This window comes from Isoptericola luteus (assembly GCF_020297055.1).
GTDB classification, from domain to species: Bacteria; Actinomycetota; Actinomycetes; order Actinomycetales; family Cellulomonadaceae; genus Isoptericola; species Isoptericola luteus.
Window position 1 is genome coordinate 254652 of record NZ_JAIXCQ010000003.1, and the last position, 25618, is coordinate 280269.

Below are 25618 nucleotides of genomic sequence, written 5' to 3' on the forward strand. Positions count from 1 at the left end.
CTATCTCGCGGCGAGCGCGGCGGCGTAGAGGTCACGCTTGGGCACGCCCGCCGCGGTGGCGACCTCGGCGACGACGGCCTTGAGCCGCTCGCCCGCCTGGACGCGCGCGAGCACCTCGCCCACGAGGTCCTCGACGCTGGGTGCCGCCCCCGCCGGCGCGCCGCCGACGACGACGCAGATCTCGCCGCGCAGCCCGGCGCCGTCGGCGGCACGGGCGTCGGCCTCGGCGGCCAGGTCGGCGAGGGGCCCGCGCAGCGTCTCCTCGTACGTCTTGGTCAGCTCGCGGCAGACGGCGGCCGGCCGGTCGTCGCCGAACGCGTCGGCCATCGCCCGCAACGTCTCGGTGATCCGGTGGGGCGCCTCGAAGAAGACCATGGTGCGGGGCTCGGCGGCGAGCGCCCCGAGCCACCGTGCGCGCTCCCCCGCCTTGCGCGGCACGAAGCCGTCGAACGTGAACCGGTCGGTGGGCAGCCCGGACAGCGCCAGCGCGGTGAGCACGGCCGACGGCCCGGGTGCCGCCGTCACGCGCAGCCCGCGCTCGACGGCCCGTGCGACGACGCGGTAGCCCGGGTCGGAGACGGCCGGCATCCCGGCATCGGAGACCACGACGACGGTGCCGCCGCCGTCGACGACGTCGAGCAGCTCGTCGGCGCGCGCCGCCTCGTTGTGCTCGTGGTACGAGGTGACCTTGCCGCCCACGGCGACGCCGAGCCGCGCGGCCAGGCCGTGCAGGCGGCGGGTGTCCTCGGCGGCGACGACGTCGGCCTCGGCCAGCAGCCGCCGCAGGCGCGGGGAGGCGTCCTCGACGTTGCCGATGGGCGTCGCCGCCAGCACCACCGCGCCCTGCTCGGGGCGCGCCCGACCGGGTACGGGCAGGGGTGCGGCCTCGGGCACTGAGGCGGGCACTGAGTCGGACACGGAGTCGGCGCCGGGCGCGGGGACGGACGCGCTGACGGCGTCGGCGTGCGCGCCGTCGGGGTGCGGGGTCATGGTGACCAGCGTCCCACGGCCCTACGATGGCGCGGGTGACCGAGCCCGACGCCACCGCAGCCGGAGAGCCGCTGCCCCAGGGACGCCACGCCGCCGACTACGGCCCCGGCGAGGTGCCGGAGATCAGGGTCCGGGGCGCCGAGCCCGAGCCCGACCTTGCGCACGACCCCACACACGGCCCCGCGCACGACGCCGAGCGCGACCCGGGGCACGACGCGTTCGCGCCGCCGGGCGGCACGATCGCCGTCGTCCGCCCCCCGGACCCGTTCGTTAGGCCGCGGCCGGAGTTCACGGCCACGGCGGAGGTCCCCGCCGACGAACGGTCCACCGAGAACCGGCTGCTGGCCCGGCTGCTGGGCGAGCGCCGCCTCACCCTCGACCTGCGCCGCCGCGACCGCTTCTGGGCATGGACCGGCACGTTCGTGGTGACGCTGCTCGCGGCCGTCGCCCGGCTGTGGAACCTCGGCCGCCCTTCCACCCTCGTCTTCGACGAGACGTACTACGTCAAGGACGGCTTCACCCTGGGCGAGCTCGGCTATGCCGCCCAGTGGCCCGAGGACCCGAACGCGGCGTTCGAGGCGGGCGACGTCCTCACGTACCTGGAGAAGGCCGCGTACGTCGTCCACCCACCCGTCGGCAAGTGGATGATCTGGCTGGGCATGGAGGCCGGCGGGGGCGCGACCAGTGCGTTCGCGTGGCGGCTCGGGAGTGCCGTCGTCGGCGTGCTCGCGGTGTTCCTCCTGGTGCGGATCGCGCGCCGGCTGTTCAGCTCGTCGCTCATGGGCGTGGTCGCGGGCCTGCTGCTGGCCGTGGACGGCGAGGCGATCGTGCACTCGCGCACCGCGCTGCTCGACCAGTTCCTCATGTTCTGGGTGCTCGTCGCGTTCGGCTGCCTGGTCCTGGACCGGGAGCAGGCACGACGGCGCCTCGCGTCCCGGGTGGGCGCGATCCTCGACGCCGGGGGCGCGGTCGGACTGTACGGGCCACGGCTCGGCTTCCGCTGGTGGCGGGTCGGCGCCGGGGTGAGCCTGGGCCTCGCGTGCGGCACCAAGTGGTCCGGGCTGTGGTTCGTCGCCGTCTTCGGCATCGTCACGGTGCTGTGGGACGTGTCGGCGCGCAAGCGTGCGGGCATCGGCCGCTGGTGGGAGGACGCCCTGACGGCCGACGCCGTGCGAGGGTTCCTGGCGATCGTCCCGACGGCGGTCGTCGTCTACGTGGCGACGTGGTGGTCGTGGTTCCGCAGCCCGGGCGCCTACCTGCGCCAGTGGGCGGCCGATCACCCCGGCGAGGGGGTCACGTGGCTGCCCGACCCGCTGCGCAGCCTCGTCGAGTACCACCGGCAGATGTGGGAGTTCCACACGGGGCTGTCCTCCGAGCACAACTACGCCTCGCACCCGCTGGGGTGGATCATCCAGTGGCGGCCGACGTCGTTCTACTGGGAGAAGCACGCCGCCGGCGAGGGCGGCTGCCCGGCGGACACCGTCCACGGCTGCGCCGAGGCCGTCACCTCGCTGGGCAACCCGCTGCTGTGGTTCCTCGGTGCCGTCGCGATCCTGGTCACCGTCTCCCTGGGGATCCGCCTGCGCGACGGGCGGGCGCTCGCCGTCCTGAGCGGCACCGTCGCCGGGTGGCTGCCCTGGTTCCTGTACGCCCCGCCGGTCGCGGACCGCACGATCTTCACGTTCTACTCGATCGTGTTCACGCCGTTCGTGGTGCTCACGCTCGTGTACCCGATGGTCGTGGCGCTGGAACGCACGGAGCACCGGCCCGGGCGGTCGCGCGCCGTCGCGGCGATCACCGTGGTGGTGACGCTCGTCGTCGCCGTCTCCGTCGCGTTCTACCCGCTGTGGTCGGGCATGCAGGTCCCGTACGACTACTGGCGCTCGATCATGCGCCTCGACTCGTGGGTCTGAGCGTGTGAGCTCCCGGGGTCAGGACCAGTCGACCTGCGGGGTCTGGTGGAAGGCCCAGCCTCGGGTGCGCCAGGCGGGTGCCTGGGCGCTGACACGCGCGCGGAACGACTCCCAGTCCTTGCCCGACGGCGCGGTCCACGCCACCTCGGCGACGGCGCCCAGGCGCGGCAGCAGCATGGAGAACAGCTCGTCGCGGGTGCTGAGGGTCTCGGTCCACACCGCGCCCTCGACACCCTCGACCGCGCCGGCGGGCAGGCCCGAGATGACCTCGGTCGGCTCCCAGTCGTAGGAGTCGCGCAGCTCGACGTGCCCCGCCCAGGCGAGGCCGAGCGCGTGCTCCGGCGTGTACTTCATGTCCAGGTAGGCGTGGTTGCCGGGCGACATGATGAACCGCGCACCCGCACGGGCCGCCGCGACGAACCGGTCGAACTCCTCGCCCTTCGGCTCCCAGTACTGCAACAGCGTGCCCGGCTCGACGGGGCCGCGCGCGCCCTCCTGCCAGAACACCGGCGTCTTGCCGTGCTCGCGCACGATCCGCCCGGCCAGCTCGACGAACCGCGCGAACTCGTCGTACTCCATGGTGTGGACCTCGTCGCCGCCCACGTGCACCCACTCGCCGTCGGTCATGCGTGCCAGGTCGCCGATGACGTCGCGCAGGAACGGCTCGGTGGCGGGGTTGTCGAACCACAGCCGCGAGAAGCCGACCTCGATGCCGTCGTAGGCGTCGGTCGCCACGCCGTCCTTCGTGAGCGCGCCGTAGACGTGCGTCGCGGCGTTGATGTGCCCCGGCATGTCGAACTCCGGCACGATCGTGACGAACCGGGCGGCGGCGTACGCCTGGAGCTCCCGGTAGTCGTCCACCGTGAGGAACCCGGCCGTGCCGCCGCCCACCTGGTTGTCGGACGCCTTCTCCAGCTCCGGGCGCGACGGGATCTCGATGCGCCAGCCCTGGTCGTCCGTGAGGTGCAGGTGCAGCACGCGCAGCTTGAACGCGGCGACCAGGTCGACGACGGCGCGGATGTCGTCCCGGTCGAACCAGTGCCGCACGACGTCGAAGGAGAGCCCGCGCCACCGGTACCGGGGGGCGTCGTGCACGACGACGGCGGGCACGGTCCGCGGCCCGGGTGCCCCGGCCGCGTCTCCCGGCTCGTCCCCGGTCTCGGCACCGGTCTCAGAGACGGGCACGAGCTGGCGCAGGGTCCGCACGGCGTGCAGCAGCCCGACGCGCTCGGGGGCGAGCGCCTCGATTCCGCCCGCCGCCACCCGCAGGGTGTACCGCTCGGCGTTGTCGGAGCCGGCCGGGCCGGCAGCCTCGTCGATCCGCAGCGCGAAGACGACGGCGCTGCCGTCGGTGCCGTCCGTGTTCACCGCACCGTCCGCGTTCACCGCGACGTCCGCGTCCTGCGAGCCGTACGCGACGACGAGGCCCACCGCGGAGAGCTGCTCGGCGGCCAGCGCGGCCAGCTCGTCGTCAGGGGCCACGACGCGCACCGCGGGCAGGTCCACCTGCACGCCCTCGGGCGCCTCGACGACGGTGGGCCAAGGGATCAACGGCAGCAACGCGATCAGTCTCCAGTCGGGGTCGGCCCCGGTCGCCGACGACGGCGGGGCGGCAAGATCAAAACGTTAGTGATCCTGCTGAACTCCGTCAACGCCGTACCGGGCGAGCCCTCAGAGCGCGCCGACGACGACCGGCGACGGGTCCGTCGGCACCAGCCCTGGCGCGGACGACGTCGGGAAGCCCGGCCCCGACCAGCCCAGGTGCACGCCGTCGGGGACGCCCGCCGACACCTCGTTCCACACCCACTCGCCGGTGGTCCCCCCGCCCGTGCGGTCGGCCGCCACGACCACCTCGACCTGCGCCACCGAGCGCAGCTCCTGCCGGTCCGGCACGGAGTCCGGGCGCGTCTGGTGCACCACGAGCATGGTGGGCGGCAGCCCCTCGCGCGTCATGAGGTCGGCGAGGTAGGTGACCACGTCCTGCACCTCGGCGGCGTCGGCCCGGTGGGAGGACGCCGGGTCGTCGGAGAGCCGGCGCTCCGGGTGCACCGCGACGCCCACGCCGGACTGCTGCAGGAGGGCCTCGACCTCACGCACCTCCTCGACCAGAGGCGCCGTCCCCGACCCCACGTCGAGCAGCACGTACACCCCGGCCTCGCGTGCCGCGTCCACGAGGGGACGCAGCGCCTCCGGGTCCTCCTCGGTGACCCAGTCGCCGTCGTCGCCGGCGGCAGTGGCCGGCTCGCCGGCGGCGATCCGCAGCGTCGGGACGACGGGCCCCGCCTCCTGCGCCGACCCCTCGCCACCCTCGGCCGTCTCGTCCGCGTCGGCCGCCTCGTCGCCGGCCGGGGCGACGTCGTACACCGCCGCGACCTCCTGCGCGCGCGCGACCATCGTCGCCGGGTCGTCCCAGCGGTCCGCGCTCGTCGTGACGTACCGCCCGGGCAGCAGGTGCTGCGTCCCCGACGGCAGGAGAGCGCCGCCCTCGGCAGCCGCGACCCGCCATGCGAAGTCCTCCGGCTCACCGAAGGTCGGCCCGACCCCGAGCACTGTCAGCGCCTGCGCCTCGTCGACCGTCCGCACGGCGCGGGCGGCCCCGAGGTCGCCCCCCGGGACGTCCGCGGCGACGGCACCCACCGCACGCAGCGACGCGATCGCGGCCTCCTGGCCGGGCTCAGGGTCGACGACGGCGAGCACCTCGCGCAGCAGCCTGGGCGCGTCCTGCGCCGACGGCGCGGTTCCGCCCGCGCCCACGACGTCCGCCAGCAGCGCGCCGAGGTCGTCGTCCTCGATCACGGGGAACCCGTCCTCGCCCTCGACCACGTCGGGCGTGGCCCGGACCACCTGGACGCCGGCGGCGGAGGCCACGTCCTGCGCGGCCGCTCCCTCCTCGCCCACGACCACGGCCACCCGGGCACCCAGGCGGTTCAGCTCGTCCCGCAGCCCGGTGTCGGAGCTGCCGCCGCGCGCGAGCAGCGCCGGCGCCCGCACCCCGACGGCGGCCGCCGCGAGCGATGCCATGGCCTCGTCGTCCGCGGCGTCCGCCAGCACCACGGTCTCGGCGCGCGCGTAGACCGTCTGGCTCGCCGTGAGCGCCAGCTCGACCGGGTCGGCGGTGTCGAGCAGCAGCGCGTGCTGCTCGATCTCGCGGACCGCGACCGACGGAGCGGACTCCTGAGGGCTCGCGACGTCGTCGGGCTGCGTGACGCTGCAGCCGGCGAGCGCCAGCGCGCCGCTCACGACGACGGCGACGGGCAGGACGAATCGGGCGTTCCGGGAGGGCACAGCCTCATCCTCGCGCATCGGAGGGGCTCAGGTCGACGGCCTGGCCCGATCCGGTGCCACGACGACCCGCCGGCCGGCGTCGAGCCGCACCTCGACTTCCCCTCCGGGCCACCGCACCCGTGTCCGCACCGCGGCCCGGCCCTCGCCGGCGCTCTCGGCCCCGCCCTTGCCGGCGCCCGCGCGGGCGTCCTCCGCCCCGCCCTCGGCGACGGTGCCGTCCGCCGTCAGCGCGGCCTCGACGAGCCGGCCGTCGGCCCAGACCACGTCCACCGTGACGCCGCCCCGCGCCCGCAGGCCCCGGACGCTGCCGGCCGGCCAGTCCGGCGGCAGCGCCGGGAGCAGGTCGACCGTCCCGCCGTGGGACTGCACGAGCAGCTCGGCGATCCCGGCCGTCGCCCCGAGGTTGCCGTCGACCTGGAACGGCGGGTGCGCGCTGAACAGGTTCGGGTAGACCCCGCCGCGATGCCCTCCCCCGCCGGCGGCGACGCGCAGCGCGAGCCGCAGCACCCGCTGGGCGGCCGCGCCGTCGTGCAGCCGTGCCCACAGCGACAGCCGCCAGGCGAGCGCCCAGCCCGTGGACTCGGGGCCGCGCAGCTCGAGCGTGCGGCGGGCCGCCGCCGCGAGGTGGCCCATGGTCTCGGTGTCCCACAGGCCCAGCGGGTACAGCCCCACCAGGTGCGAGGTGTGCCGGTGCTCCGGCTCGGCCTCGGGCAGGTCGCGCGCCCACTCGAGCAGCTCTCCTCGTGCCCCGACGGCGGGGTCGGGCAGCGCGGCGACGGCGTCCTCCAGCTCGGCGAGCCAGGGGGCGGGCGCGCCCAGGCGGTCGCGCAGCGCCCGGGCCGTGCGCGCCAGGTCGCGCAGCAGCGCGACGTCCATCGTGGACGACTCGGTCACCGCCGCGGGGGCGCCGTCGGGCGCGACGAACCGGTTCTCGGGCGACGTGGACGGCGCGGTGGACGCCCGCCCGTGCGGGTCGCGGCGCACCCAGTCCAGGGCGAACAGGCACGCCCCCTCGACCACGGGCCAGGACCGGCGCGCGCGCCCCGTGTCGCCGGTGAACGCCAGGTGGTCGGCCACAGCACGGGTCAGCCAGACGCCGCCCATCGGCCAGCAGGCCCACGACGCGTCACCCGTCCCCGCCCCCACCGCGTAGGGGTGGCCCCACGGGTCGGTGTTGTGGTGGACCGCCCAGCCGCGCGCGCCGTAGAGGCCGGCCGCAGCGCGGCCCGTGACGGCGAGCGTGTCCAGCAGGTCGAGCAGCGGGTCGAGGCACTCGTCGAGCCCCGTCGGGAGCGCCGGCCAGTAGTTCATCTCGGTGTTGATGTTGGTCGTGTAGTTGCCGCTCCACGGTGCGGGGAGCTCCTCGTTCCAGATCCCCTGGAGGTTCGCGGGGAACCCTCCCGGGCGCGACGACGCGACGAGCAGGTACCGCCCGTGGTGGAACAGCAGCGCGACCAGCGACGGGTCCGCGGCGCCGGCGTCGTGCGCGGCGACACGCTCGTCGGTGGGCAGGGCGTGACCTGCACCCGCGTCCGACGGGGTGAGGTCGAGCGCGGCCCGGTCGAACAGCGCCGCATGGTCGGCCACGTGCGCCCCGAGCAGGTCGGGGGCGTCGAGCGCGGCGTCGACGCGCGCGGCCAGGAGTGCGCGCAGGTCCGCCGACGTCGCGGCGGCGTTCGCGTGGTCCGGACGCCCGGGCGCGGGCGCCAGGACGGTTCCCGTGGCGAGCACCAGCCGCACCTGGCGGGCGCCGCGCACCCGGACGAGCGTGCCGTCGACGCTGACCGCACCGTCGGAGACCACGGCGAGCCGCGCCGCCCCGGCGCGCGAGCAGGCGTCGTACCGCACGTGCTCGTCGGTGTCCTCGTGCCCGGGGGCGACGTCGCCCGGCAACGTGAGGCTCAGGTCGAGCACGGCCGCGCCGTCGGCCTCCCACGCGTCCCGACCGACCTCGCGGAGCCGGTCCGGCCCGAGCGCCACGTCGACGTCGACGGGGGCGTCGGCCGCCACCTCGTGGACCAGCACGCGCGCCGGGTACGACGCGTACGTGCGGTGCCCGACCGTCGTCGCGCCGAGGCGGTAGCGGTGGCCGGCCGTGGCCGTGGCCAGGTCGAGCCAGCGGTGCGGGGCGCCCGGCACCGGCTCCGCCGCGGGCCCGTGCTGGGCGCCGGGCGGGCGCACCTCGACGTCGACGACGGCGAACGGCAGGTACGCCTGCGAGTGCGGGCTCTGGAACCCGCGGAGCAGGTCCTCGGCGGCGCGCACGTCGCCGGCGTCGAGCGCGGCGCGCGCCCGGGCGAGCAGCCGCGGGCCATCTGATGCCGACAGGTCGGGGGCGTCGTGGGCCGCCGGCCCGGACCACGCCGAGCCCTCGTTCACCTGCAGACGCTCGCCGGCGACGAGGCCGCGCACCGTCGCACCCTGCAGGCCGTTGCCCACCGGCAGGGACTCGACGAACGACGTCGCTTCGCCGCGATACCACAGCACCGTCGCGGGGTCGTGCGCCGGCGGCAGGATCGGGACGACGGGGGCGACGCGCGACGACGCGGTCATGGCTGCTCCGTTCCGGGCGGCATCGCCCTCGCTGGTCCTCACGGCATCGTGCCCGACGTCTGCCGCCGGCCGGCGCGTCGTCCGGCCGTCGAGAGCCCCGCTCGGGCGCGCTCCCGGGACGACGAGGGCCGCGCCGCCGATGATCGTGTCGTCGGCAGCGCGGCCCGGGCCGGGGGGCTACGCCGTCGCGCGCCTGCGGCGGCACGCCACCAGCAGCGTCGCGCCCCCGAGCAGCAGCAGGACCGCCACGACGGCCGAGACCACGACGGCCGCCCCGGCGCCGGTCACCGGAAGGGCGCGGACCTGCTCGTCGTCCTGGGCGGTGTCCGTCACCAGCTCCCGGGTCTCGACCGGCCCGCCCTCCGACGTGTCGTCGTCGACGGGCGTCGACTCCTGCGGCTCGTCGGCCCCGCCGTCGACGGGGACGACCTCGGGGTGGGCGGTGTTCGTCAGCACCACCTGGGTGGTCGCGTCGTCGACGATCATGAACGTCGCCGTCGGACCCTGCTCGACGCCGTCCACCACGAACGACGGCTCGGACCAGGTCACGCCGACCACCTGCGGCAGGTCGACCTCGCTCATCGTCACCGACGCCCCTGCCGGCAGACCGGAGACCACGGAGCCGGCCTCGTCCAGCGGCACCTCCAGCTCCACCGGCGCCGCGTCTCCGGCCGCGAACTCCACCGTGAACTCGGCATCGGCGGGCACGCTCGACGCACCGTCGCCCGCGATCTCCTTGACCACGCGGAACCCGCCGGTCGCGGTGACGTCGAACCGGGCGGACGTCGCGATGCGGTGGGCCTCGCCCCGGACCGTGTACGCATAGACCTGGCACGTGATGTCGGCGGTGCCCGGGGACTGCACCCAGCTCACCGTGTCGGGGCCGACCGGCTCGGCCGACGCGGCGACCTGAGCCTCCCCGGCCGCACCGGACGTGACGCACAGGTCGACGTCGACGTGGTCGTGCCCGTCGTCGCCGTCGACGACGAGCCTCGACCCGTCGATCGTCCCCTCGGTCGGGTCGCACAGCTCCACGGTGTCGACGGGGCCACCGGTCGCCAGGGTAATGCTCTGGCGGAACAGGTTCGTCGACAGCGTGAGCCGCGCGGTGTCGCCCATGCGGACGCCGCTGGGGGCGGGCTCGAGGGAGAGCTTGGGCTCGGCCGGGATCAGGTCGAGGATGCGCTTCCCGTCGGTACCGACGTTGTCGTCGCACCAGCCGCCGAACGGGCCGGCGATCGCGGCCCGGTCGGAGACGCACCAGACGAGGTACTGCCGGGCGGTCCTGGTGTTGGTGGTGTCGTTCGACGCCGTGGTGGCTACCCCGCCGTTCGGCATGGGGGCGGTGAGCTCGAGGTCGTGGTGGACGATGAAGTTGATCGCCAGCTCCTGCTCCTCGCTGAGCCGGGCGTTCCCGTCCAGGTCCTCGAGCGAACCGACCTTCTTCCCACGCTGGGTCACCTCGCCGGTCCCGGCCACAGCCGTGCAGTACTCGCTCGCGAAGTCGGTGCAGTACATCCACTCCAGGACGTTCCCGTCGCCCTCGACGTAGCGCAGCCCGCAGCTGGGCGCACCCCCCTGGCCACCGCTGTTGCCGTAGAGCGGGACGCTGCCGCCGGCGTTGTAGTCCGTCAGCCGCTGCCCGAACACCCGCGTCAGGTCACTGATGGCGCCACCGGTCGCCCGCGGGTCGGAGTTCGTCGTCCCCTCGCACAACCCGGCCGAGAACGGCACGGTCGCCTCGACGGCCGGGACGTCGGCCTGCGCCGGCGCGGCCAGCAGGGCCGCACCCAGCCCGCCGAGGAGCATGACGGCGCCGAGCAGGAGTGCCAGACGGAACCTGGACCTAGAGATCATCGGACGTGCCTCTCGTGCGCGCCGACGAGCGCGCGAACAAGTGAGTTTCGCGGTGGCCGACGGGTCCGGTCGTCGCACACGGACTCCCTTCTGCCCCGGGAGCACGATGGACGATCGCCGCGGGCATCGCTGCGGCGATCGTCACACCTCGCCGAAGTTCACCCCCGCCCTCGACCGCACGACGCGCGGCCGCGCGACGGTCGTGCGCTGGCCGCCAGGATCGCGCCGCCGAGGCCGTCAGGTGAAGGTCAGCCGGTCCACGACCCGGCGGGCGAGGACCTCCGGGTCGGCGGCGCCGTCCAGCAGGTCGGAACGCTCGAACGCCCCCTCCCGCCACAGCGAGGCGAACCCGTGCACGATCGACCAGGCGGCGAGCTGCACCGTCGCGGGATCCTCCACGTCGCCGAGCGCGCCGACGCCCCCGCTCAGGACGGCGCCCGCCCGGCCTCGCGCTGCCAGCAGGTCCGGGTCGTCGGCCCGGACCAGGTCGGACCGGAACATCACCGCGAAGTGGCCGGGGTGCGCGAGGGCGAACCGGACGTAGGCCACGGCCGCGTCCCGCAGGTCGGGGCCGGCGGCTCCCAGCTCGTCGCCGAGCAGCGTGTAGCCCTCGGCGGCGAGCGCGGTGAACAGGCCGCGCCGGTCACCGAAGTGGTGCGCCGGGGCTGCGTGCGACACCCCGGCGAGCCGGGCGAGCACCCGCAGGGAGATGCCGTCGACACCCTCGCTCGCGACCTGCTCGGCCGCGCGCCGCAGCACCGTCGCCCGCAGGTCGCCGTGGTGATAGCCGTCCGTCTCTCGGGTCGCCATGCCCACCTCCATCTAGTCATTGACTAGTCTACGCCGGTGGCCTAACTTGTCAGCGTCAAGATTGTCCCGTCGCACCAGGAGTCTGCTCATGGCACCACCGCTGATCCTGCTCGTCGCCGTCACCCTCGCGGCGCGTGTCGCCGGCGCCCTCGGGCTCGCGGCCCTCGACACCTGGCCCGCTGCGATCACCGCGGGGCTCGCCGCGATGCTGCTGCTCACCGGCGGCGCGCACTTCGTGCAGCCCCTCCGAGGAGAGCTCGTCGCGATGGTCCCGCCCCGGCTCCCGCGCCCGGAGACCCTGGTCACGGTGACCGGCGTCCTCGAGGTCGCGGGCGCGGTCGGCCTCCTCGTGCCGGCCACCCGCGTCGCCGCCGCGATCTGCCTCGCCCTGCTGCTCGTGGTGATGTTCCCCGCGAACGTCCACGCCGCACGGGCCGAGCGCGGCATGAGGTCGATGCCGCTGCCGGCCCGTGCTGCGCTGCAGGTGGTCTTCGTCGGTGCGTGCGCCGTCGCCGCCTTCGCCTAGGAGCACCGGGCCGGGCCTCAGCCACCTGAAGGGCCGGGCCTCATCCGCCTCAGGGCCCCGGGCACGCGGTGAGGGACGCCACCGCCCAGGCGGGCAGCGTGACGTCCACGTCGAGCACCCCGTCCGGCGACACGGTGATCACCTCGCGCCGCAGGGCGTCGGCCTCGGTGCGCAGCCACGCGGTCTCGTCCCTGGTGAGGTTGAGCGGTGCACCGATCCGGTACCAGGACTCCGCCACGTTGCCGTGCTCCAGGTCGAGGGTCTCGACCTGGAACCGGGCCCCCGGGGCCAGCCCTTCGACCCGGTGCCGGATCCGCCGGGCCGGGCCGACGTCGGCCAGCGGGCGGGTCGCGGCGAACGTGTCCTGGGAGCCGACGGAGGCGAGGCCCATCTCCTCGGGGTAGTTGAAGAACAGCCCGGACAGTGCGCCGGTGTCGCCGCACCGGGTCAGCACGCCGTGCGGCGCCGACAGCAGCAGCCGGTCCCCGAGGCGAGCGAGCATCGCCATCGCGTGGAAGGTCGGCTTGTGGATGCCCTGCTCGTTGACCAGGCCGAACCCGCCGTGGAACGGCCCGATACCCGCTCCGCCCTCCTCGAACACGTCCGTGAACGTCCAGTAGGAGATCGAGTCGGCCAGCTCGGCGCACCGCAGGTAGGTCCGCGTGATCGACGTCGCCGCGTACACGGTGTCGTGGACGGCGTCCCGGCTCGACGGCGACGTCGACCACTCCGTGATGTGGACGGCCGCCCCGGGGAACGCGCTGCGCGCGACGAGCTCACGCAGGACGACCAGGTCGTCGCCGGTGGCGTCGGCGTACCGGCTGATGGCGTGCCCCTCGCCGTCGGCGCCGAACGCGTAGTCGGTCGGGTACAGGTGCGTCGTCACGAAGTCCACGGGGACGTCGTGCGCGGCGCACCAGTCGAGGAACTCCTCGATCCACACGGGACGCCAGTCGAGCGAGTCGACGTCGTCGGCCTCGACCGTCGCGTGCTCCTGCGAGCGGTCCTCGGTCTCGCCGCGATACCGGTCGTCCGGCACGAACACGCTGGTGGACGGCCCGCCCACCCGCAGCTCCGGGTCGATCGCCTTGATCGCCCGGGCCGTCGCCCCGTAGAGCTCGAAGTACTCCGTGCGGGTGCCCGTCCAGAAGTGGGGCACCAGGTTCGGCTCGTTCCAGATCTCGAACGGCCAGCGCCGCACCTCCTCGATCCCGTACCGGCCGATCCAGTGCCGCACGGTGGTGGTCACGAGCTCCACCCAGCGGTCCATGTCGGTGGGCGGGCTGGCGTGCGCCTTCCACCAGAACACCGTCTCCGTGGTGGAGGCCAGCTCACGTGGCATGAACCCGAGCTCCACGAACGGCCGGGCACCGGTGTCGAGGACGGCGTCGAAGACCTTGTCGACGTACGCGAAGGTGTACACGGGCTCCGGCAGCGGGTTCCCCGGGCCGAACCCGCCGCCGTTCGCGGTGCGCAGCACGAACATGTCGTCGTGGAACACGCCGTGGAAGCGGACGTACCGGGCGCCCAGCACCTGGACGGCCTCCCGGAAGTGCTCCTGCCAGTCGGCCCGGAGCGCCTCGTGCGCCCGGCCCGCCCCGACGCACTCGTTCCAGACGTGCCGCAGCACGCGCTCCGACGGCACCTCGCCGTCGACCCGCAGCGCCTCCGGCGTCGTGCCGTCGGACGACCCGCTCACCCCTTCACCGCCCCGGTCAGACCGCCCACGATCCGGCGCTCGAACGCCGAGAAGAAGACCAGCGCCGGGATCATCGACAACGAGACGAAGGCCAGCACCCGCGCGGTGTCCACCGAGTACTGCGACGCGAACGCCTGCACCCCCAGCGGCAGCGTGTACAGCGCCGTGTCGTTGAGGAGGAAGAGCGGCAGCAGGTAGCTGTTCCAGCTCGCGACGAAGGCCAGGATCCCCACGGTGATGACGCCAGGGAGCGAGAGCGGCACCACCATCCGCGCGAAGAACCCGAGCCTGCTCGCGCCGTCGATGAACGCCGCCTCCTCCAGCTCGCGTGGGATGGCCCGCAGGAACGGGACCAGGATGATCACCGTGGTCGGCAGGGCGAACGCGATCTGCGGCAGGATGATCCCGGCCATCGTGTTCGTCATCCCCAGGTCGCGGACCAGGATGTACAGCGGCGTGATCGCCACCGTGATGGGGAACATGAGGCCCGCGGCGAACAGCGAGTACATCGCGTGCTTGGCCCGGAACGGGTAGCGCGCGATCACGTAGCTGGTCATGAGGCCGAGGACGACGACGCCGAGCGTGGTCCCCAGGGCCGCGACGAGCGAGTTCACGAGCTGCTGCCAGAACACGCTGCCGGTCAGCACCGACAGGTAGTTCCCGATCTCCCAGGGGTCCGGCAGGCCGGCCGGCGACTGGATGATCTGGGAGTTCGTTCGGAACCCGCCCAGCACGATGTACACGGCGGGCGCCAGGCACAGCCCGACCAGGGCGAACGCCACCAGGTAGGCGGCCAGGCCGCCGTGGCCGGCGACCGGGTCCCGGCGGGTGCGCCGGGTCGTCGTGGCAGCGGTCGTCATGCCGCACCTCCTGTCAGGGCGCCTTCGGTGTCGCGTCGCAGCAGGAACCGCTGGTAGACCAGCGCGACCGCGAGGGAGATGAGGAAGATGACGACGGCGACGGCGCTGCCGTAGCCGTACGCGCCGGAGATCCGGCCGTTCGCGACCATGTAGGTCGCCATGGTCGACGTCCCCGCGGTGTTGGCCACGTACTGGCCCCAGATGACGTACACGAGGTCGAACACCTGCAGCGAGCCGATGATCGACAGGAAGGCCCAGATGCGCACGGTCGGCCCGAGCAGCGGCAGCGTGATGTACCACTGCGTCTTCCAGTACGACGCTCCGTCGATCGCGGCCGCCTCGCGCACCTCGTCGGGAACCCCCTGCAGGCCCGCGAGCATGAGGATGACCGCGAAGCCGATGTACTTCCAGACCAGGATGAGCACCAGGGTCCAGATCGCGACGTCCGGGTCGGCGAGCCAGTCCTGGCGCAGGCCGCCCAGCCCGACGCGCTCGAGCACGTCGTTGACCGCGCCCGTGGTGTGCAGCATGAGGCTGAAGCCGATGGCGACGATGACCTCCGACAGCACGTACGGCACGAAGATCAGCACCCGGATGAGCGAGCGCCCACGCATCCTCCGGTTCAGCAGCAAGGCGATCGCGATGGCCACGGGGCCCTGCAGCACCAGCGACGACACGAGGATGAACGCGTTGTGGCCCAGGGCTTCCAGGAAGGCGCCGTCGGTGAGGATCAGCTGGTAGTTGCGCAGGCCCACGAACTCGGTCGGCGGGCCGTAGCCGCTCCACCGGAAGAACCCGTAGTAGGCGGCCATGACGACGGGCAGGATCACGAACGTGACGAAGACGGCCGTCCCCGGGCCGGCCAGCAGGACGATCTCCAGCCAGCGCCGCCACGGGCGCGGCCTGCGCGGGACCGTCCCGCGGACCGCCGCGGCGGCCGGGGACGGCGCCTGGACGGCGCCGTCCCCGGCCGCGGGCGGGCCCGCAGACACGTCGAGCCTCACGTGCTCGGGCGTACTCATGGTTCTCGCCTCAGCCCCGTGCGGCGGCGTCGGACACCGCCGAGACGAACCCGGCGGAGTCGATGCTGCCCGTGAGCAGCTCCACGACCGCCTGGTTGAGCGCCGTGCCGACCTGCTGGCCGTAGTTGGTGTCCAGGAAGTCGGACACGTAGCTGGCGCCGGCGAGGGCGTCGAGCATCTGCTCGTCGTACTCGTGGGTCACGACGTCCTTCGCGTCGTCGTGCAGCGGGATCGTGCCGAAGGCCTCGTAGAAGCCCTCCTGGTTCTCCTCGGAGTTCATGAACGCGAGGAACTCCCCGCACAGCTCCTTCGGCGCCGAGGCGGAGCAGGAGAACCCGCCCTGGCCGCCCATGACGGCCGCGGCGTCGCCCTCACCGGACGCCACCTGCGGGAACGGGAACCAGCCGAGGTCCGGCAGGGGCTTCTGGTCCGGTGTGAGGTTCATGACCACGCCCGGCTGCCAGGCACCCATGAGCTCCATCGCGGCCTTGTGGTTCGCGAGCAGGCCTGCCGAGCTGCTGGCGCCCTGCTGCGCTGTGGTGGTCAGGAAGCCCTCGTTGAACGGCTCCAGCGCGGTGAGGTCGGCGACGTCCTGAGCCGCTCGCTCGTAGCACTCGGCGGAGAAGTCGAGCGACTCGTTCGTCGCCTCGAGCGTCTCGGTGGAGCACTCGCGCAGGGCGAAGAAGTAGTACCAGTGGGCGGCGGGCCAGGCGTCCTTGCCGCCGAGGGCGATGGGAGTGATCCCGGCGTCCTGGAGCTTGCCGATCGCAGCCTCGAGGTCTTCGACCGTCTCAGGAAGCTCGGTGATCCCTGCCTCGTCGAACAGGTCCTTGCTGTACCAGATGCCGCCGGGCTGGATCAGCTGCGGGGCGGCCAGCAGCTTGCCGTCGATGCTGAGCGCCTCGTACGACGCGTCGCCGAGCTTCTCGCGCATCTCGGGGGCATCGACGGCGGTGCCCGTGAGGTCGAGGAGCTGGCCCGCGGCGGCCATGTCCTTCATCTTGCCGCCGCCACGCTGCAGGAAGACGTCGGGGGCGTCACCTGAGTTCATGGCGGTCTGGAGCTTGCCGTCGAGCTCCTCGTTCTGGACGTGCTGGGCCTCGACGGTGATGTTCTCGTGCTCCGCCATGAAGTCGGCGGCCAGCCCCTCGAACCAGTCCTGGCCCGGGCCAGTGGTGTAGTTGGTCCAGACGGTCAGGGTGTACGGCTCCCCCTCGTCGAGGGTCGTCCCCTCGGGGGTGGAGCCCCCCGAGCACGCGGAGAGCGCGAGCGCCCCGGCCAGTGCGCAGGCAGCGGCCGTGTAGGCCCTGCGGCGGTTGCTTCCGGTCATCGTGGGTATCTCCTTCGGTCGGCCGCGGCGGCGTCGGTGCCGAGCCGCGGCGGACGGGGCGTGCCCGTCGGTTCGGGGTGAGGAAGGCGAGGGGTGCGGCGTCCCCTCAGGTGAGTCGCAGCTCGGCGGTGACGTACGAGTGCGCGGGCAGCTCGACGACGAGGCCGCGCGGGTGCTCGCGCACGCCCTCGAACGGCGTGGGCGCGACGGCCGCCGGGTCCTGCGGGGTGTTGTGCGACTGGAGCGCCGGGGCGGTGAGGATCCGCGCGCCCTGGCACTCGACGGTGCGGCCGCGCAGGTCCAGCACGACCTCTCGGGGCTCGCTCGCGTCCAGGTTGCTGAGCGAGACCAGCGCTCCCTGGCCCTTGACCGACGCCGTGACGGACACGAGGGCGAGCGTGCGCCCGTCCACCTCCGCCGTCGGGGCGTCGCGCAGGTGGACCTCCAGCGACGCCGCGTCATGGTGCCCGGTGTTCATCTCGAAGACGTGGTACGTGGGCGTGAGCACCAGCGCACCGGAGTCCGGGTCGGTGAGCAGCATCGCCTGGAGCACGTTGACCGTCTGGGCGATGTTCGCCATGACCACGCGGTCCGCGTGCCGGTGGAACGCGTCGAGGTGGGTGCTGGCGACGAGCGCGTCGCGCAGCGTGTTCTGCTGGTACAGGAACCCCGGTTCGGTCCCGGGCTCCACGTTCCACCACGTGCCCCACTCGTCGACGACGAGGCCGACCTTGCGGTGCGGGTCGTAGCGGTCCATGACCGTGCTGTGCCGGGCGAGGAACTCCTCCATCCGGGACGCGCGGGACAGCGCGAGGTACCACTCGTCCTCGGTGAACTCGGTCGCCGCACCCTTGTCCGACCACGAGCCCGTCATCGTGTAGTAGTGCAGCGAGATCGCCTGGAACGGGTCGGCGGGGGCGGCCGGGTCCGCGGCCAGGTCGTCGAACGACCGCATCATGGTCTCGGTCCAGCCGTACTGGTCGTCGTGCGGCCCGACGGCGATCCGGTAGACGTGGTTGCCGCCCTGGTCGCGCACGAACGTGGAGTAGTGGCGGGCGAGCGAGGCGTACTGCTCGGCACGCATGTTGCCGCCGCATCCCCAGGTCTCGTTGCCGATGCCCCAGAACGGCACCCGCCACGGCTGGTCGCGGCCGTGCTCGCGGCGCAGCGCCGCCATCGGCGAGTCGTCGGCCCGGGTGACGTACTCGACCCACTCAGCCATCTCCTGCACGGAGCCCGACCCGACGTTCCCGGACACGTAAGGCTCGGCGTCGAGCATCTCGCAGAGGTCGAGGAACTCGTGCGTGCCGAAGGCGTTGTCCTCCACGACGTCGCCCCAGTGGCTGTTCACCACCCGGGGGCGGTCCTGGCGCGGCCCGACGCCGTCCCGCCAGTGGTACGTGTCGGCGAAGCAGCCTCCCGGCCACCGCAGGTTGGGGATCCGCAGAGCCCGCAGGGCCGCCACGACGTCAGACCGGATGCCGCGGACGTGGGGGACGTCCGAGTCTTCCCCCACCCAGAAGCCGCCGTAGATGCACCGGCCGAGGTGCTCGGCGAAATGCCCGTAGACGTGGCGCGAGATGACCGGACCCGGCAGGTCCAGGTCGATGATGGCTGTGGTGCTCATGTCGCCTTCCGGTACGACGGCGTCCCTGCCGTCTCGAACTCCGATGTCCGCGAGATGTATCGTTAAATCTCGTGGCAGGAGTCGACCACCGCTCCCCTCCGCCGTCAACCCGGGGCCCTCGGATCGTCACCTTTTCGTGACCGACGGCGAGGGCGGTGGCGACGCCAGGAGCTCGGACTGGCAGAGTGACCCGCCGTGGGGAGAAGACCAGTGATCACGATGAGCGACGTCGCCCGGGCGGCCGGCGTCTCGGTCATGACCGTCTCGAACGTGCTCAACGAGCGGACGAACGTCGGGGCGGACACGCGGCTGCGCGTGCTCGAGGTGGTGGAGGAGCTCGGGTACGAGATCAACCTGACCGCCCGGCGGCTCCGGTCCGGGCGGACCGGCACGATCGGGCTCATCGTGCCGCAGTTCGACCTGCACTACTACGGCGAGCTGGCCTCCCGGATCTCCGAGGCGCTGGCCCCCGAGGGGATGCACCTCGTCGTGGAGCAGTCGGGGGCGAGCCGCGAGCGCGAGCTCTCCGCGCTCTCGCTCGCCAGGCTCCAGCAGTACGACGGCGTGCTGCTCAGCGCCGTCGGGCTCGACATGGCGGACCTCGACCGCATCCACCCGGACGTGCCGATCGTGCTCCTCGGCGAGCAGGCGGTCCCCGAGCGGTACCACCGCGTCCGGATGGGGAACGTCGAGGGTGCGCGGCTCGCGACGGAGCACCTCGTCGGCTGCGGGGCGCGCCGCGTCGCCGTGCTGGGCGGCAAGACGTCCGCACCGCACCCCGAGATGGCGACCTACCGCACCGACGGCTGGTCCCAGGCACTCGACCAGGCGGGACTCCCTCACGATCCGGCCCTCGTGATACCGCTGACCACCTACTCGATCGCCGAGGCCCGCTCCGCGATCTCCGCGGCGGTCGACGGCGGCCTGGAGGTCGACGCCATCTTCGCGGTCACCGACGAGGTGGCGATCGGCGCGCTGGCGGGCCTGCACGACGCCGGGCTGCGGGTGCCGGAAGACGTCCAGCTCGCCGGGTTCGACAACCTCGGCATCTCCGCGCACCTGGTGCCCGGCCTCACGACGATCGACCCCGACCACCCCACCCTTGTCACCGAGGCGCTGAGGCTCCTACGACGGCAGCTGAAGGACCGGACCGCCGACCCGGAGCACGTCGTCAGCGGCGCACGCCTCGTCGCCCGCGGGACGACCCGCGGGCGAAGTGCCCCGTAGCGACCACGCCCGCAGGCCCTCACCCACGGCGCGGTCGCGCCGGGAAGACGGCCGCCCGCACCGACAGTGCGGCACCGGCCTGACGTCGCGACCCGAGCACGTCGTCGGGGAACGTCAAAGGCCGCCGACCAGGACTTTGTCCTGACCAGCGGCCTTTACGGGTGGAGCTAGGGGGATTCGAACCCCCGACCTTCTCATTGCGAACGAGACGCGCTACCAACTGCGCCATAGCCCCAGGAGCGAGGTCAACATTAACCTCCGCCCCCGTCGGGCGCCAAATCGAGGCCCGACGATCCGGCGTCAGCCCGCGGCGCGACGCCGCGCGAGGATCTGCTCCAGCGGCAGGCCGAGGGTCTCGGTCCGTGGCCGGGGCTCGTCCCCCGCGGTGGAGTACGTCGTGGAGCCCGGCGCGCGACCGGCGACGGCACCGCCGTCTGCCGGCCCCGGCTCTGTGGTCGAGGGTACCGGCGTGGTCGAGGGGACCGGAGGCTTCGGGAGCGCCGCCGCCCTGGACGCGGCCGACGTCGCGGACGCGGCGGCCGCCGCGCGGAGCGACTGCACCGCCCGGCGGGGCGCCTCGGCCTTGGTCACGTACGTGGGCAGCGGCACGGGCACCGGGTCCCAGGGCTCGCCTCCGACGGGCGTCTGCGGCTCCTCGACCACGACGCCGTCGGACGACATGACGATGACTCGCTCGGGCTCGGCGCCGTCGGCCTCGGGGCCCGTGGCGGCCGCGGCCGTCTGGTGCTCCCGCCCGGCACCGGGGCCAGGCGACGCGACCGTGCCGACCGGGACCGACGCGGCGGCGGCAGCGCGTGCACGGGACCGCGCCGTCGACCCCGCGGCCGGTGCGGACGGCGCAGGGACACGGGGGATCATCTGCGTGTGGGCGCTGGACGGCCGGACGGCGTGCCCGGTGACGCGGGCCCGGTTGCGCGGCGCGTACGGCCCGCCGTTGGCGAGCGCCCGCGCCTGCGTGGCCTCCCGCTGCGCGGTACGGCGCTCCTCGAACCAGCGCGCGTCGGCGCGCCGCGCCGAGACCACGGCCAGCCGGCCGAGCACGAGGACGAGCGCGAGCAGCGCACTCGGCACGGCCGCGGCATACCAGTGGACATACCCGAGTCCCACCACGGTCCAGGCGGCCGCCGTCGCGAGCACCAGGACGAGGGTCAGCAGCAGGCGACGCCGCGCCCGCGCGGCACGACGCTCGAGCTGGGCCGTCCGGGACGCCCGGGCCGCGGGCGAGACCGTCGGGGTCGCCCCGCTGCCCGCGCGCGCGGCCGGACCACCCGACGTGCCCCTGTCATCGCCGAGCGCCATCGGCCTCTCCTCCCCTGCAACCTGAGCGACGACCGTGGTCCCGGAAGTCAAGAGCGGCGGCGAGCCGCCCACCGGGCTCACCGCTGCCGGCACGGGGCCGGCGGCAGCGACGGCGAGGACGCGCAGGCCGCCCGAGAACCTGTCATCCACGCGCGCTTCGGCGAGCTGCTGCCGGAGCCGCAGGCGGTGCGGCACCCAGAAACCCAGGCACAGGACGCACACGGCAAGCACCGCGAGCCCCGCTGCCGACGTCTCTGGTTCCACGTCACGACCGTAGGGGACGCGCCCGCCTCCGGGAGACCACCGGCTGCGGCGTGTCCGGTGTCGGCGGCGTGTCCGGCGTCAGATGCCGTCCCGCGTGGCCTGCCAGCGGGCGAGGAGGCCCTCTGGCACGTCCTCCGTCGTGAGCGCGAACGAGCGGTGGTCCCGCCACTGCCCCTGGATGTGCAGGTACCGCTCGCGCAGCCCCTCGTCGCGGAACCCGAGCTTGGCCACGACCCGCAGGCTCGCCGCGTTCTCGGGCCGGATGTTGATCTCGATCCGGTGCAGGCCCAGCACGGCGAGGCAGTAGTCCCCCGCCATCGCGACCGCCGTCGGGATGATCCCCTTGCCGGCGACGTGCTCGGAGACCCAGTAGCCGATGGTCGCCGAGCACAACGAGCCGTGCACGATCTGCGACACCGTGAGCTGACCCACCAGAGCGCCGTCGAGCTCGACCGCGAACGGCAGCGCCGTGCCCGCCCGCGCCTGCGCCGACAGCGCGCGCACGTACTCGGGGTAGGTGGCACCCTCGTGCCACGGGCCGGGGGTGGTGGCCTCCCACGGCTCCAGCCAGGCGGCGTTCGCCCCGCGCAGCCGCAGCCACTCGGCCCCGTCCCGGCGCCGCAGGGGGCGCAGCACGACGGCACCCGTCGGGCCGTCCTCACGCAGCGTGACCGGCCATGGGCGGTTCACGGCCCAGCCGCGGGCGTGCTTGTGCGTCATGCCACCTCGTTCCGGCCCGGAGGGCCCTGTCGGGGCCGCACCGTGATCCAGGCCACGTCGGCGTGGTCCCGGCGCGGACCGGGGCTCCCCCGACGGGACCCTGCCACAATGAGCCCATGCGCGGCGACCGCAAAGAGACCAGAGCCCACCAGCCGTACCCCCTCGTTGCGGGGATGGAGCCCTCCGACGCGAAGGACGCGCTGCGCAGGGCGATCCGCGCGCACCGCACCGAGCGATCCCCCCGCCTCCGCGAGCAGGCGGCCGTCGCCTTCGCCGACGTGCTGGACACCCTGCCGGCCGTGCGGGACGCGAACGTCGTCGCCACCTACGTCTCCCGGCCCGCCGAGCCCGGCACCGGCGAGCTGCTGGAGCGGCTCGCAGCCCGCGGCGCGCGCGTGCTGCTGCCCGTCCTCGGGGCCGGCCTCGCGCGCGACTGGGCAGAGTACGCCGGCGCCGACGACCTGCGGGAGCGCGCTCCCGGCCGCCCGCCGGAACCGTCCGGCCCCCCGCTGGGGGCGGACGCGATCACCCACGCCGATGTCGTCGTGGCGCCCGCGCTCGCAGTGGACAGCCACGGCGTCCGGCTCGGCCAGGGGGGCGGCTGGTACGACCGCCTCCTCAAGATGGCGCGACCGGAGATCACCGTCGTCGCCCTCGTGTTCCCCGAGGAGGTCTACGACGGCGACGTGCAGCCCCTGCCGGTCGAGGACCACGACGTCCCGGTGCACGTCGTCGTGACCCCCGACGGCTGGCAGGAGCTCCCGGTCAGGGCGTGAGCGTCGCCCGCTCCTCGGTCGCCCCCTCGACGGCGGCCCTGGTGAACGGCCAGGCGAACGTCTCGCCGGCCGCCCACTCGTCGAGCTGGTCGTCGTAGTGCGATGACGCCGGGTGCCCGGAGGTCCCCGCGGCCACCACCCAGGTCGAGGCGTCGAGGTCGGCCATGTCGACCACCATCCGCATCGTCGGGCCCGTCGTGACGGCGAAGCTGCCCGTGCCCGCGTCCCAGCCCGTCGCGTTGACGATGGACGGCCCGCCGGGCATCTTCACCGGGTCCGGGTTGACGAAGTCGCGCACCAGGCTCGGCACCGACGACCCGCCGAGCACCGGGTGCTCCAGGCTCAACGTGTGCAGGGTGCCCCAGGACCAGTCCTCGGGCTCCTTCGACAGCTCGACCGTGAGGTCCCGGCGCGCCGACGTCAGCGCCTGCGTGAGGATCTCGTCGCGGGACTCGACGACGTTCACCGTCGTCCGGTCGTCCCAGAAGCGGTCGTCCGAACGCTCCAGCATCGAGCTCACCACCTGCAGCCAGCGCGAGTCGCCGGACGGCCGCATGCTCTGGGGCAGGTCGTCCCAGAACGTCTCCGCCAGCAGGTTGCGCCACACGGCCGCGAAGTACGCCGCGGCCGGCGAGTCCACGTCCGTCCGGTAGTCCCAGTCCGCCAGGAGGTCCTGGCCGACGCGGTCGAACGGGTCGTCGACGTCGAGCTCGAGCAGCGTGGGCACCAGCATCGCGGCGAACGGCGACCAGTCGTCGTTCTGGATGCGGTTCATGTCCGCGGCGTCGAACGGCCGACCCGTGTCGATCTGCTCCTTGAGGAGCGTGCGGATCCGCTCGGACCGGAACCCGTAGTCCCAGTCCTCGGTGAGGTACGGCTTCGCTCCCCCGGGCAGCACCGCCTGGTTCGCGGCCACGACGAAGCCCGCCTTCGGGTCGAGCGCGCGCGGCATCCGCTCGGACTTCACCCAGCCGTCCCAGTCGTAGCGCGAGTCCCAGCCGGGCCGCGGCCACGTGCCGTCGGACGGCACCGGCCCGTCGACCTCGTCACGCACCGGGATCCGGCCGGGCGCCTGGTAGCCGATGTGACCGTCGGTCGTCGCGAAGACGATGCTCTGCGCGGGGACGTCGAACAGTGCCGCGGCGTCCTGGATGTCCTGCGCGTCCTGCGCGGCGTCGAAGGCGAAGACCGCGTCCGCGGTGCGCCCGGGCTCCAGCGCCGTCCACTGCAGCGCGACGTCGTACTCGCCGAACTCCGTGCCCGTCTCCGTGGGCGAGCCGACGACGTCCTCGACGCCGAGCACCGACGACACCAGCGGTCCGTGGGCGGTGCTGCGCACCGTGAGGTCGACCGGGCTGGCGCCCGCCACGCGGATGATCTCCGTGCGGACCTCCAGGGGCTCCCACTCCTCCTCCTGCGCGTCACGCAGCCACGTGTCGGCGCGCACCCGCTCCACGAAGAAGTCCGTGACGTCCGCGCCCATGTTCGTCAGTCCCCACGCCACGTCACCGTTGTGCCCGATGACGACGCCGGGGAAGCCTGCGAAGGAGAAGCCCGCGACGTCGAACGGGCAGGTGTCGGTCACCTCGTTGCAGTGCAGCCCGACCTGCGCCCAGATCCCCGGCGCACCGAGCGCCAGGTGCGGGTCGTTGGCCAGCATGGGCTGGCCCGAGGCAGTGTGCTCGCCCGACACGACCCACGAGTTCGAGCCCGACGCCTCGCCACGGCCCACGAGCACCGGGACGGCGTCCAGCGCCGTGCGGGTGGCGTCGAGCGCGGACTCGAGGTCGGCGACGGCGAACCCGCCGCCCGAGCCCGCGATGTCGGTCTCGGTGCCGTCGGAGGTCTCGGTGCCGTCGGCGGTCTCGGCGCCGCCATCGGTGGACTCGTCGGTGTCGGACGACCCGTCGGTGTCGGACGACCCGTCGGACGACGCCTTGTCGTCGGAGGCGCGGCGGTTCGCCAGGTCCTTCGTGCGCAGGATCGGCTGGTTGCCGCTGTCGTCGTACGCGGGGAAGAGCCTGTCGACCAGGTCGACGTCGTCCAGCGTGCTGTACGCGAGCGCACGGTCCAGCTCGGCGTCGTAGTTGCCGCGCAGGTCCCAGGCCATCGCCTTGAGCCACGCCAGGGAGTCGATCGGCTCCCAGGGCTCGATCGTGCCGACGTCGACGCTGGCACCCAGCACCGTGTACTCGACGGCGAGCTCCTCCGGGTCGCGATCCTCCAGGTAGGAGTTCACGCCCTGGGCGTACGCCTGGAGGTACTCCCGGGTCTCGTCCGAGATGAGGTGCCACTCCTCCTCGGCGACCTGCCGCCACCCGAAGGTGCGTGTCACCTTGTCCGCGTCGATCGCCTCGGGGACGTCGCCGACCAGCTCGGCCAGGCGACCCGACGTCACGTGACGCCGGTAGTCCATCTCGAAGAACCGGTCCTGCGCCTGCAGGTAGCCCTGCGCGCGGAAGAGGTCCTCGGTGGAGTCGGCGTAGACGTGCGGCACGCCCTGCGCGTCCCGGCGGACCTCGACCGCCGAGGTCAGCCCCGGCAGCGCCTGGGTGCCCTCCTGGTCCGGCAGCGGGCGCCGGACGGTGACGACGGTGAAGACCGTCGCGGCCACCAGCGCCAGCACGACGACGACGGCGATGCCGACGACCGCGCTGCGCAGCCGGGAGCGGCGGCGGGGCGGCCGTGCGGCGGGACGGCTCTCCGTTTCGGTGGCGGTCTCGATCACGTCCGAGGGGTCGTCCTGGCCAGGTGCTGCAGAGGGGTCGGTCGCTGACACGCAGGCGAGACTACAGGCCAGCGTATGATTGGCACTCGGATCTTCTGAGTGCCAGCGGCC

The 25618-nt window shown here is 73.7% G+C and carries 18 protein-coding genes and 1 tRNA gene; 4 read left to right on the forward strand and 15 right to left on the reverse strand.

Annotation, left to right across the window (positions count from 1 at the left end):
- Entirely contained in the window at nucleotides 1–990 is a 990-nt protein-coding gene (gene rsmI, locus LEP48_RS06145; RefSeq protein ID WP_225564694.1) for a 16S rRNA (cytidine(1402)-2'-O)-methyltransferase, read from the reverse strand.
- Nucleotides 991–1025: 35 nt separating this feature from the next.
- Between rsmI and LEP48_RS06150 the strand changes: the two genes are divergently transcribed.
- Nucleotides 1026–2903: a dolichyl-phosphate-mannose--protein mannosyltransferase gene (locus tag LEP48_RS06150; RefSeq protein WP_225564695.1), complete on the forward strand. Its 1878-nt coding sequence runs from the start codon at nucleotides 1026–1028 to the stop codon at nucleotides 2901–2903.
- Between the two features lie 18 nt (nucleotides 2904–2921).
- On the opposite strand, the gene LEP48_RS06155 is transcribed toward LEP48_RS06150, so the two are convergent.
- The 5 genes from LEP48_RS06155 to LEP48_RS06175 form a co-directional block, all read right to left on the reverse strand.
- Nucleotides 2922–4463 (reverse strand): family 20 glycosylhydrolase, encoded by a 1542-nt coding sequence (locus tag LEP48_RS06155; RefSeq protein ID WP_225564696.1) that lies wholly within the window; start codon nucleotides 4461–4463, stop codon nucleotides 2922–2924.
- Between the two features lie 111 nt (nucleotides 4464–4574).
- Entirely contained in the window at nucleotides 4575–6188 is a 1614-nt protein-coding gene (locus LEP48_RS06160) for a serine/threonine-protein kinase (RefSeq protein ID WP_225564697.1), read from the reverse strand.
- Between the two features lie 27 nt (nucleotides 6189–6215).
- Nucleotides 6216–8741: a glycosyl hydrolase family 95 catalytic domain-containing protein gene (locus LEP48_RS06165; RefSeq protein ID WP_225564698.1), complete on the reverse strand. Its 2526-nt coding sequence runs from the start codon at nucleotides 8739–8741 to the stop codon at nucleotides 6216–6218.
- A gap of 177 nt (nucleotides 8742–8918) precedes the next feature.
- A complete protein-coding gene (locus LEP48_RS06170) occupies nucleotides 8919–10598 on the reverse strand; it encodes a DUF5979 domain-containing protein (RefSeq protein ID WP_225564699.1) in 1680 nt (559 codons plus the stop codon).
- 237 nt (nucleotides 10599–10835) lie between these two features.
- Complete coding sequence (locus LEP48_RS06175) at nucleotides 10836–11408, reverse strand: TetR/AcrR family transcriptional regulator (protein ID WP_225564700.1); 573 nt, start codon at nucleotides 11406–11408, stop codon at nucleotides 10836–10838.
- Between the two features lie 88 nt (nucleotides 11409–11496).
- Between LEP48_RS06175 and LEP48_RS06180 the strand changes: the two genes are divergently transcribed.
- On the forward strand, nucleotides 11497–11934 hold the full coding sequence (locus tag LEP48_RS06180) for a DoxX family protein (protein ID WP_225564701.1): 438 nt from the start codon (nucleotides 11497–11499) through the stop codon (nucleotides 11932–11934).
- Between the two features lie 49 nt (nucleotides 11935–11983).
- Here the strand turns inward: LEP48_RS06180 and LEP48_RS06185 are convergent, their stop codons facing one another.
- The 5 genes from LEP48_RS06185 to LEP48_RS06205 form a co-directional block, all read right to left on the reverse strand.
- Complete coding sequence (locus LEP48_RS06185; RefSeq protein WP_225564702.1) at nucleotides 11984–13633, reverse strand: GH39 family glycosyl hydrolase; 1650 nt, start codon at nucleotides 13631–13633, stop codon at nucleotides 11984–11986.
- On the reverse strand, nucleotides 13630–14493 hold the full coding sequence (locus tag LEP48_RS06190) for a carbohydrate ABC transporter permease (RefSeq protein WP_225564703.1): 864 nt from the start codon (nucleotides 14491–14493) through the stop codon (nucleotides 13630–13632). Before LEP48_RS06190 ends, LEP48_RS06185 begins: the two co-directional genes overlap by 4 nt.
- The gene (locus tag LEP48_RS06195) at nucleotides 14490–15515 is read right to left on the reverse strand and encodes a carbohydrate ABC transporter permease (protein WP_225564704.1); all 1026 of its coding nucleotides are present in this window, start codon (nucleotides 15513–15515) and stop codon (nucleotides 14490–14492) included. The genes LEP48_RS06190 and LEP48_RS06195 overlap by 4 nt, the downstream gene beginning before the upstream one ends.
- Nucleotides 15516–15525: 10 nt before the next feature.
- Nucleotides 15526–16845 carry an ABC transporter substrate-binding protein gene (locus tag LEP48_RS06200; RefSeq protein WP_225564705.1) on the reverse strand — a complete coding sequence of 440 codons (1320 nt, stop codon included), beginning with the start codon at nucleotides 16843–16845 and terminating at the stop codon, nucleotides 15526–15528.
- A 106-nt stretch (nucleotides 16846–16951) separates the two neighbouring features.
- Complete coding sequence (locus tag LEP48_RS06205) at nucleotides 16952–18472, reverse strand: alpha-N-arabinofuranosidase (RefSeq protein ID WP_225564706.1); 1521 nt, start codon at nucleotides 18470–18472, stop codon at nucleotides 16952–16954.
- A gap of 219 nt (nucleotides 18473–18691) precedes the next feature.
- Here LEP48_RS06205 and LEP48_RS06210 point away from each other — a divergent pair, with 219 nt between their 5' ends.
- Entirely contained in the window at nucleotides 18692–19699 is a 1008-nt protein-coding gene (locus LEP48_RS06210; protein ID WP_225564707.1) for a LacI family DNA-binding transcriptional regulator, read from the forward strand.
- 162 nt (nucleotides 19700–19861) lie between these two features.
- On the opposite strand, the gene LEP48_RS06215 is transcribed toward LEP48_RS06210, so the two are convergent.
- The 3 genes from LEP48_RS06215 to LEP48_RS06225 form a co-directional block, all read right to left on the reverse strand.
- A tRNA-Ala gene (locus LEP48_RS06215) sits at nucleotides 19862–19934 on the reverse strand.
- A gap of 65 nt (nucleotides 19935–19999) precedes the next feature.
- Nucleotides 20000–21283, reverse strand: coding sequence for a hypothetical protein (locus LEP48_RS06220; protein WP_225564708.1), 1284 nt, complete (start codon nucleotides 21281–21283; stop codon nucleotides 20000–20002).
- A gap of 78 nt (nucleotides 21284–21361) precedes the next feature.
- Nucleotides 21362–22003, reverse strand: coding sequence for a GNAT family N-acetyltransferase (locus LEP48_RS06225; RefSeq protein WP_225564709.1), 642 nt, complete (start codon nucleotides 22001–22003; stop codon nucleotides 21362–21364).
- A 173-nt stretch (nucleotides 22004–22176) separates the two neighbouring features.
- Between LEP48_RS06225 and LEP48_RS06230 the strand changes: the two genes are divergently transcribed.
- The gene (locus LEP48_RS06230) at nucleotides 22177–22779 is read left to right on the forward strand and encodes a 5-formyltetrahydrofolate cyclo-ligase (RefSeq protein ID WP_225564710.1); all 603 of its coding nucleotides are present in this window, start codon (nucleotides 22177–22179) and stop codon (nucleotides 22777–22779) included.
- On the opposite strand, the gene LEP48_RS06235 is transcribed toward LEP48_RS06230, so the two are convergent.
- On the reverse strand, nucleotides 22769–25405 hold the full coding sequence (locus LEP48_RS06235) for a penicillin acylase family protein (RefSeq protein WP_422723806.1): 2637 nt from the start codon (nucleotides 25403–25405) through the stop codon (nucleotides 22769–22771). The two genes, LEP48_RS06230 and LEP48_RS06235, sit on opposite strands and share 11 nt — an antisense overlap.
- Nucleotides 25406–25618: the final 213 nt, after the last annotated feature.

What these genes read in the sequence shown, in the direction of transcription:
- rsmI (WP_225564694.1), bottom strand. Translation starts at nt 990, where the DNA reads ATGACCCCGCACCCCGACGGCGCGCACGCCGACGCCGTCAGCGCGTCC.
- LEP48_RS06165 (WP_225564698.1), bottom strand. Translation starts at nt 8,741, where the DNA reads ATGACCGCGTCGTCGCGCGTCGCCCCCGTCGTCCCGATCCTGCCGCCG.
- LEP48_RS06170 (WP_225564699.1), bottom strand. Translation starts at nt 10,598, where the DNA reads ATGATCTCTAGGTCCAGGTTCCGTCTGGCACTCCTGCTCGGCGCCGTC.
- LEP48_RS06175 (WP_225564700.1), bottom strand. Translation starts at nt 11,408, where the DNA reads ATGGCGACCCGAGAGACGGACGGCTATCACCACGGCGACCTGCGGGCG.
- LEP48_RS06180 (WP_225564701.1), top strand. Translation starts at nt 11,497, where the DNA reads ATGGCACCACCGCTGATCCTGCTCGTCGCCGTCACCCTCGCGGCGCGT.
- LEP48_RS06190 (WP_225564703.1), bottom strand. Translation starts at nt 14,493, where the DNA reads ATGACGACCGCTGCCACGACGACCCGGCGCACCCGCCGGGACCCGGTC.
- LEP48_RS06195 (WP_225564704.1), bottom strand. Translation starts at nt 15,515, where the DNA reads ATGAGTACGCCCGAGCACGTGAGGCTCGACGTGTCTGCGGGCCCGCCC.
- LEP48_RS06200 (WP_225564705.1), bottom strand. Translation starts at nt 16,845, where the DNA reads ATGACCGGAAGCAACCGCCGCAGGGCCTACACGGCCGCTGCCTGCGCA.
- LEP48_RS06205 (WP_225564706.1), bottom strand. Translation starts at nt 18,472, where the DNA reads ATGAGCACCACAGCCATCATCGACCTGGACCTGCCGGGTCCGGTCATC.
- LEP48_RS06210 (WP_225564707.1), top strand. Translation starts at nt 18,692, where the DNA reads ATGAGCGACGTCGCCCGGGCGGCCGGCGTCTCGGTCATGACCGTCTCG.
- LEP48_RS06225 (WP_225564709.1), bottom strand. Translation starts at nt 22,003, where the DNA reads ATGACGCACAAGCACGCCCGCGGCTGGGCCGTGAACCGCCCATGGCCG.
- LEP48_RS06230 (WP_225564710.1), top strand. Translation starts at nt 22,177, where the DNA reads ATGGAGCCCTCCGACGCGAAGGACGCGCTGCGCAGGGCGATCCGCGCG.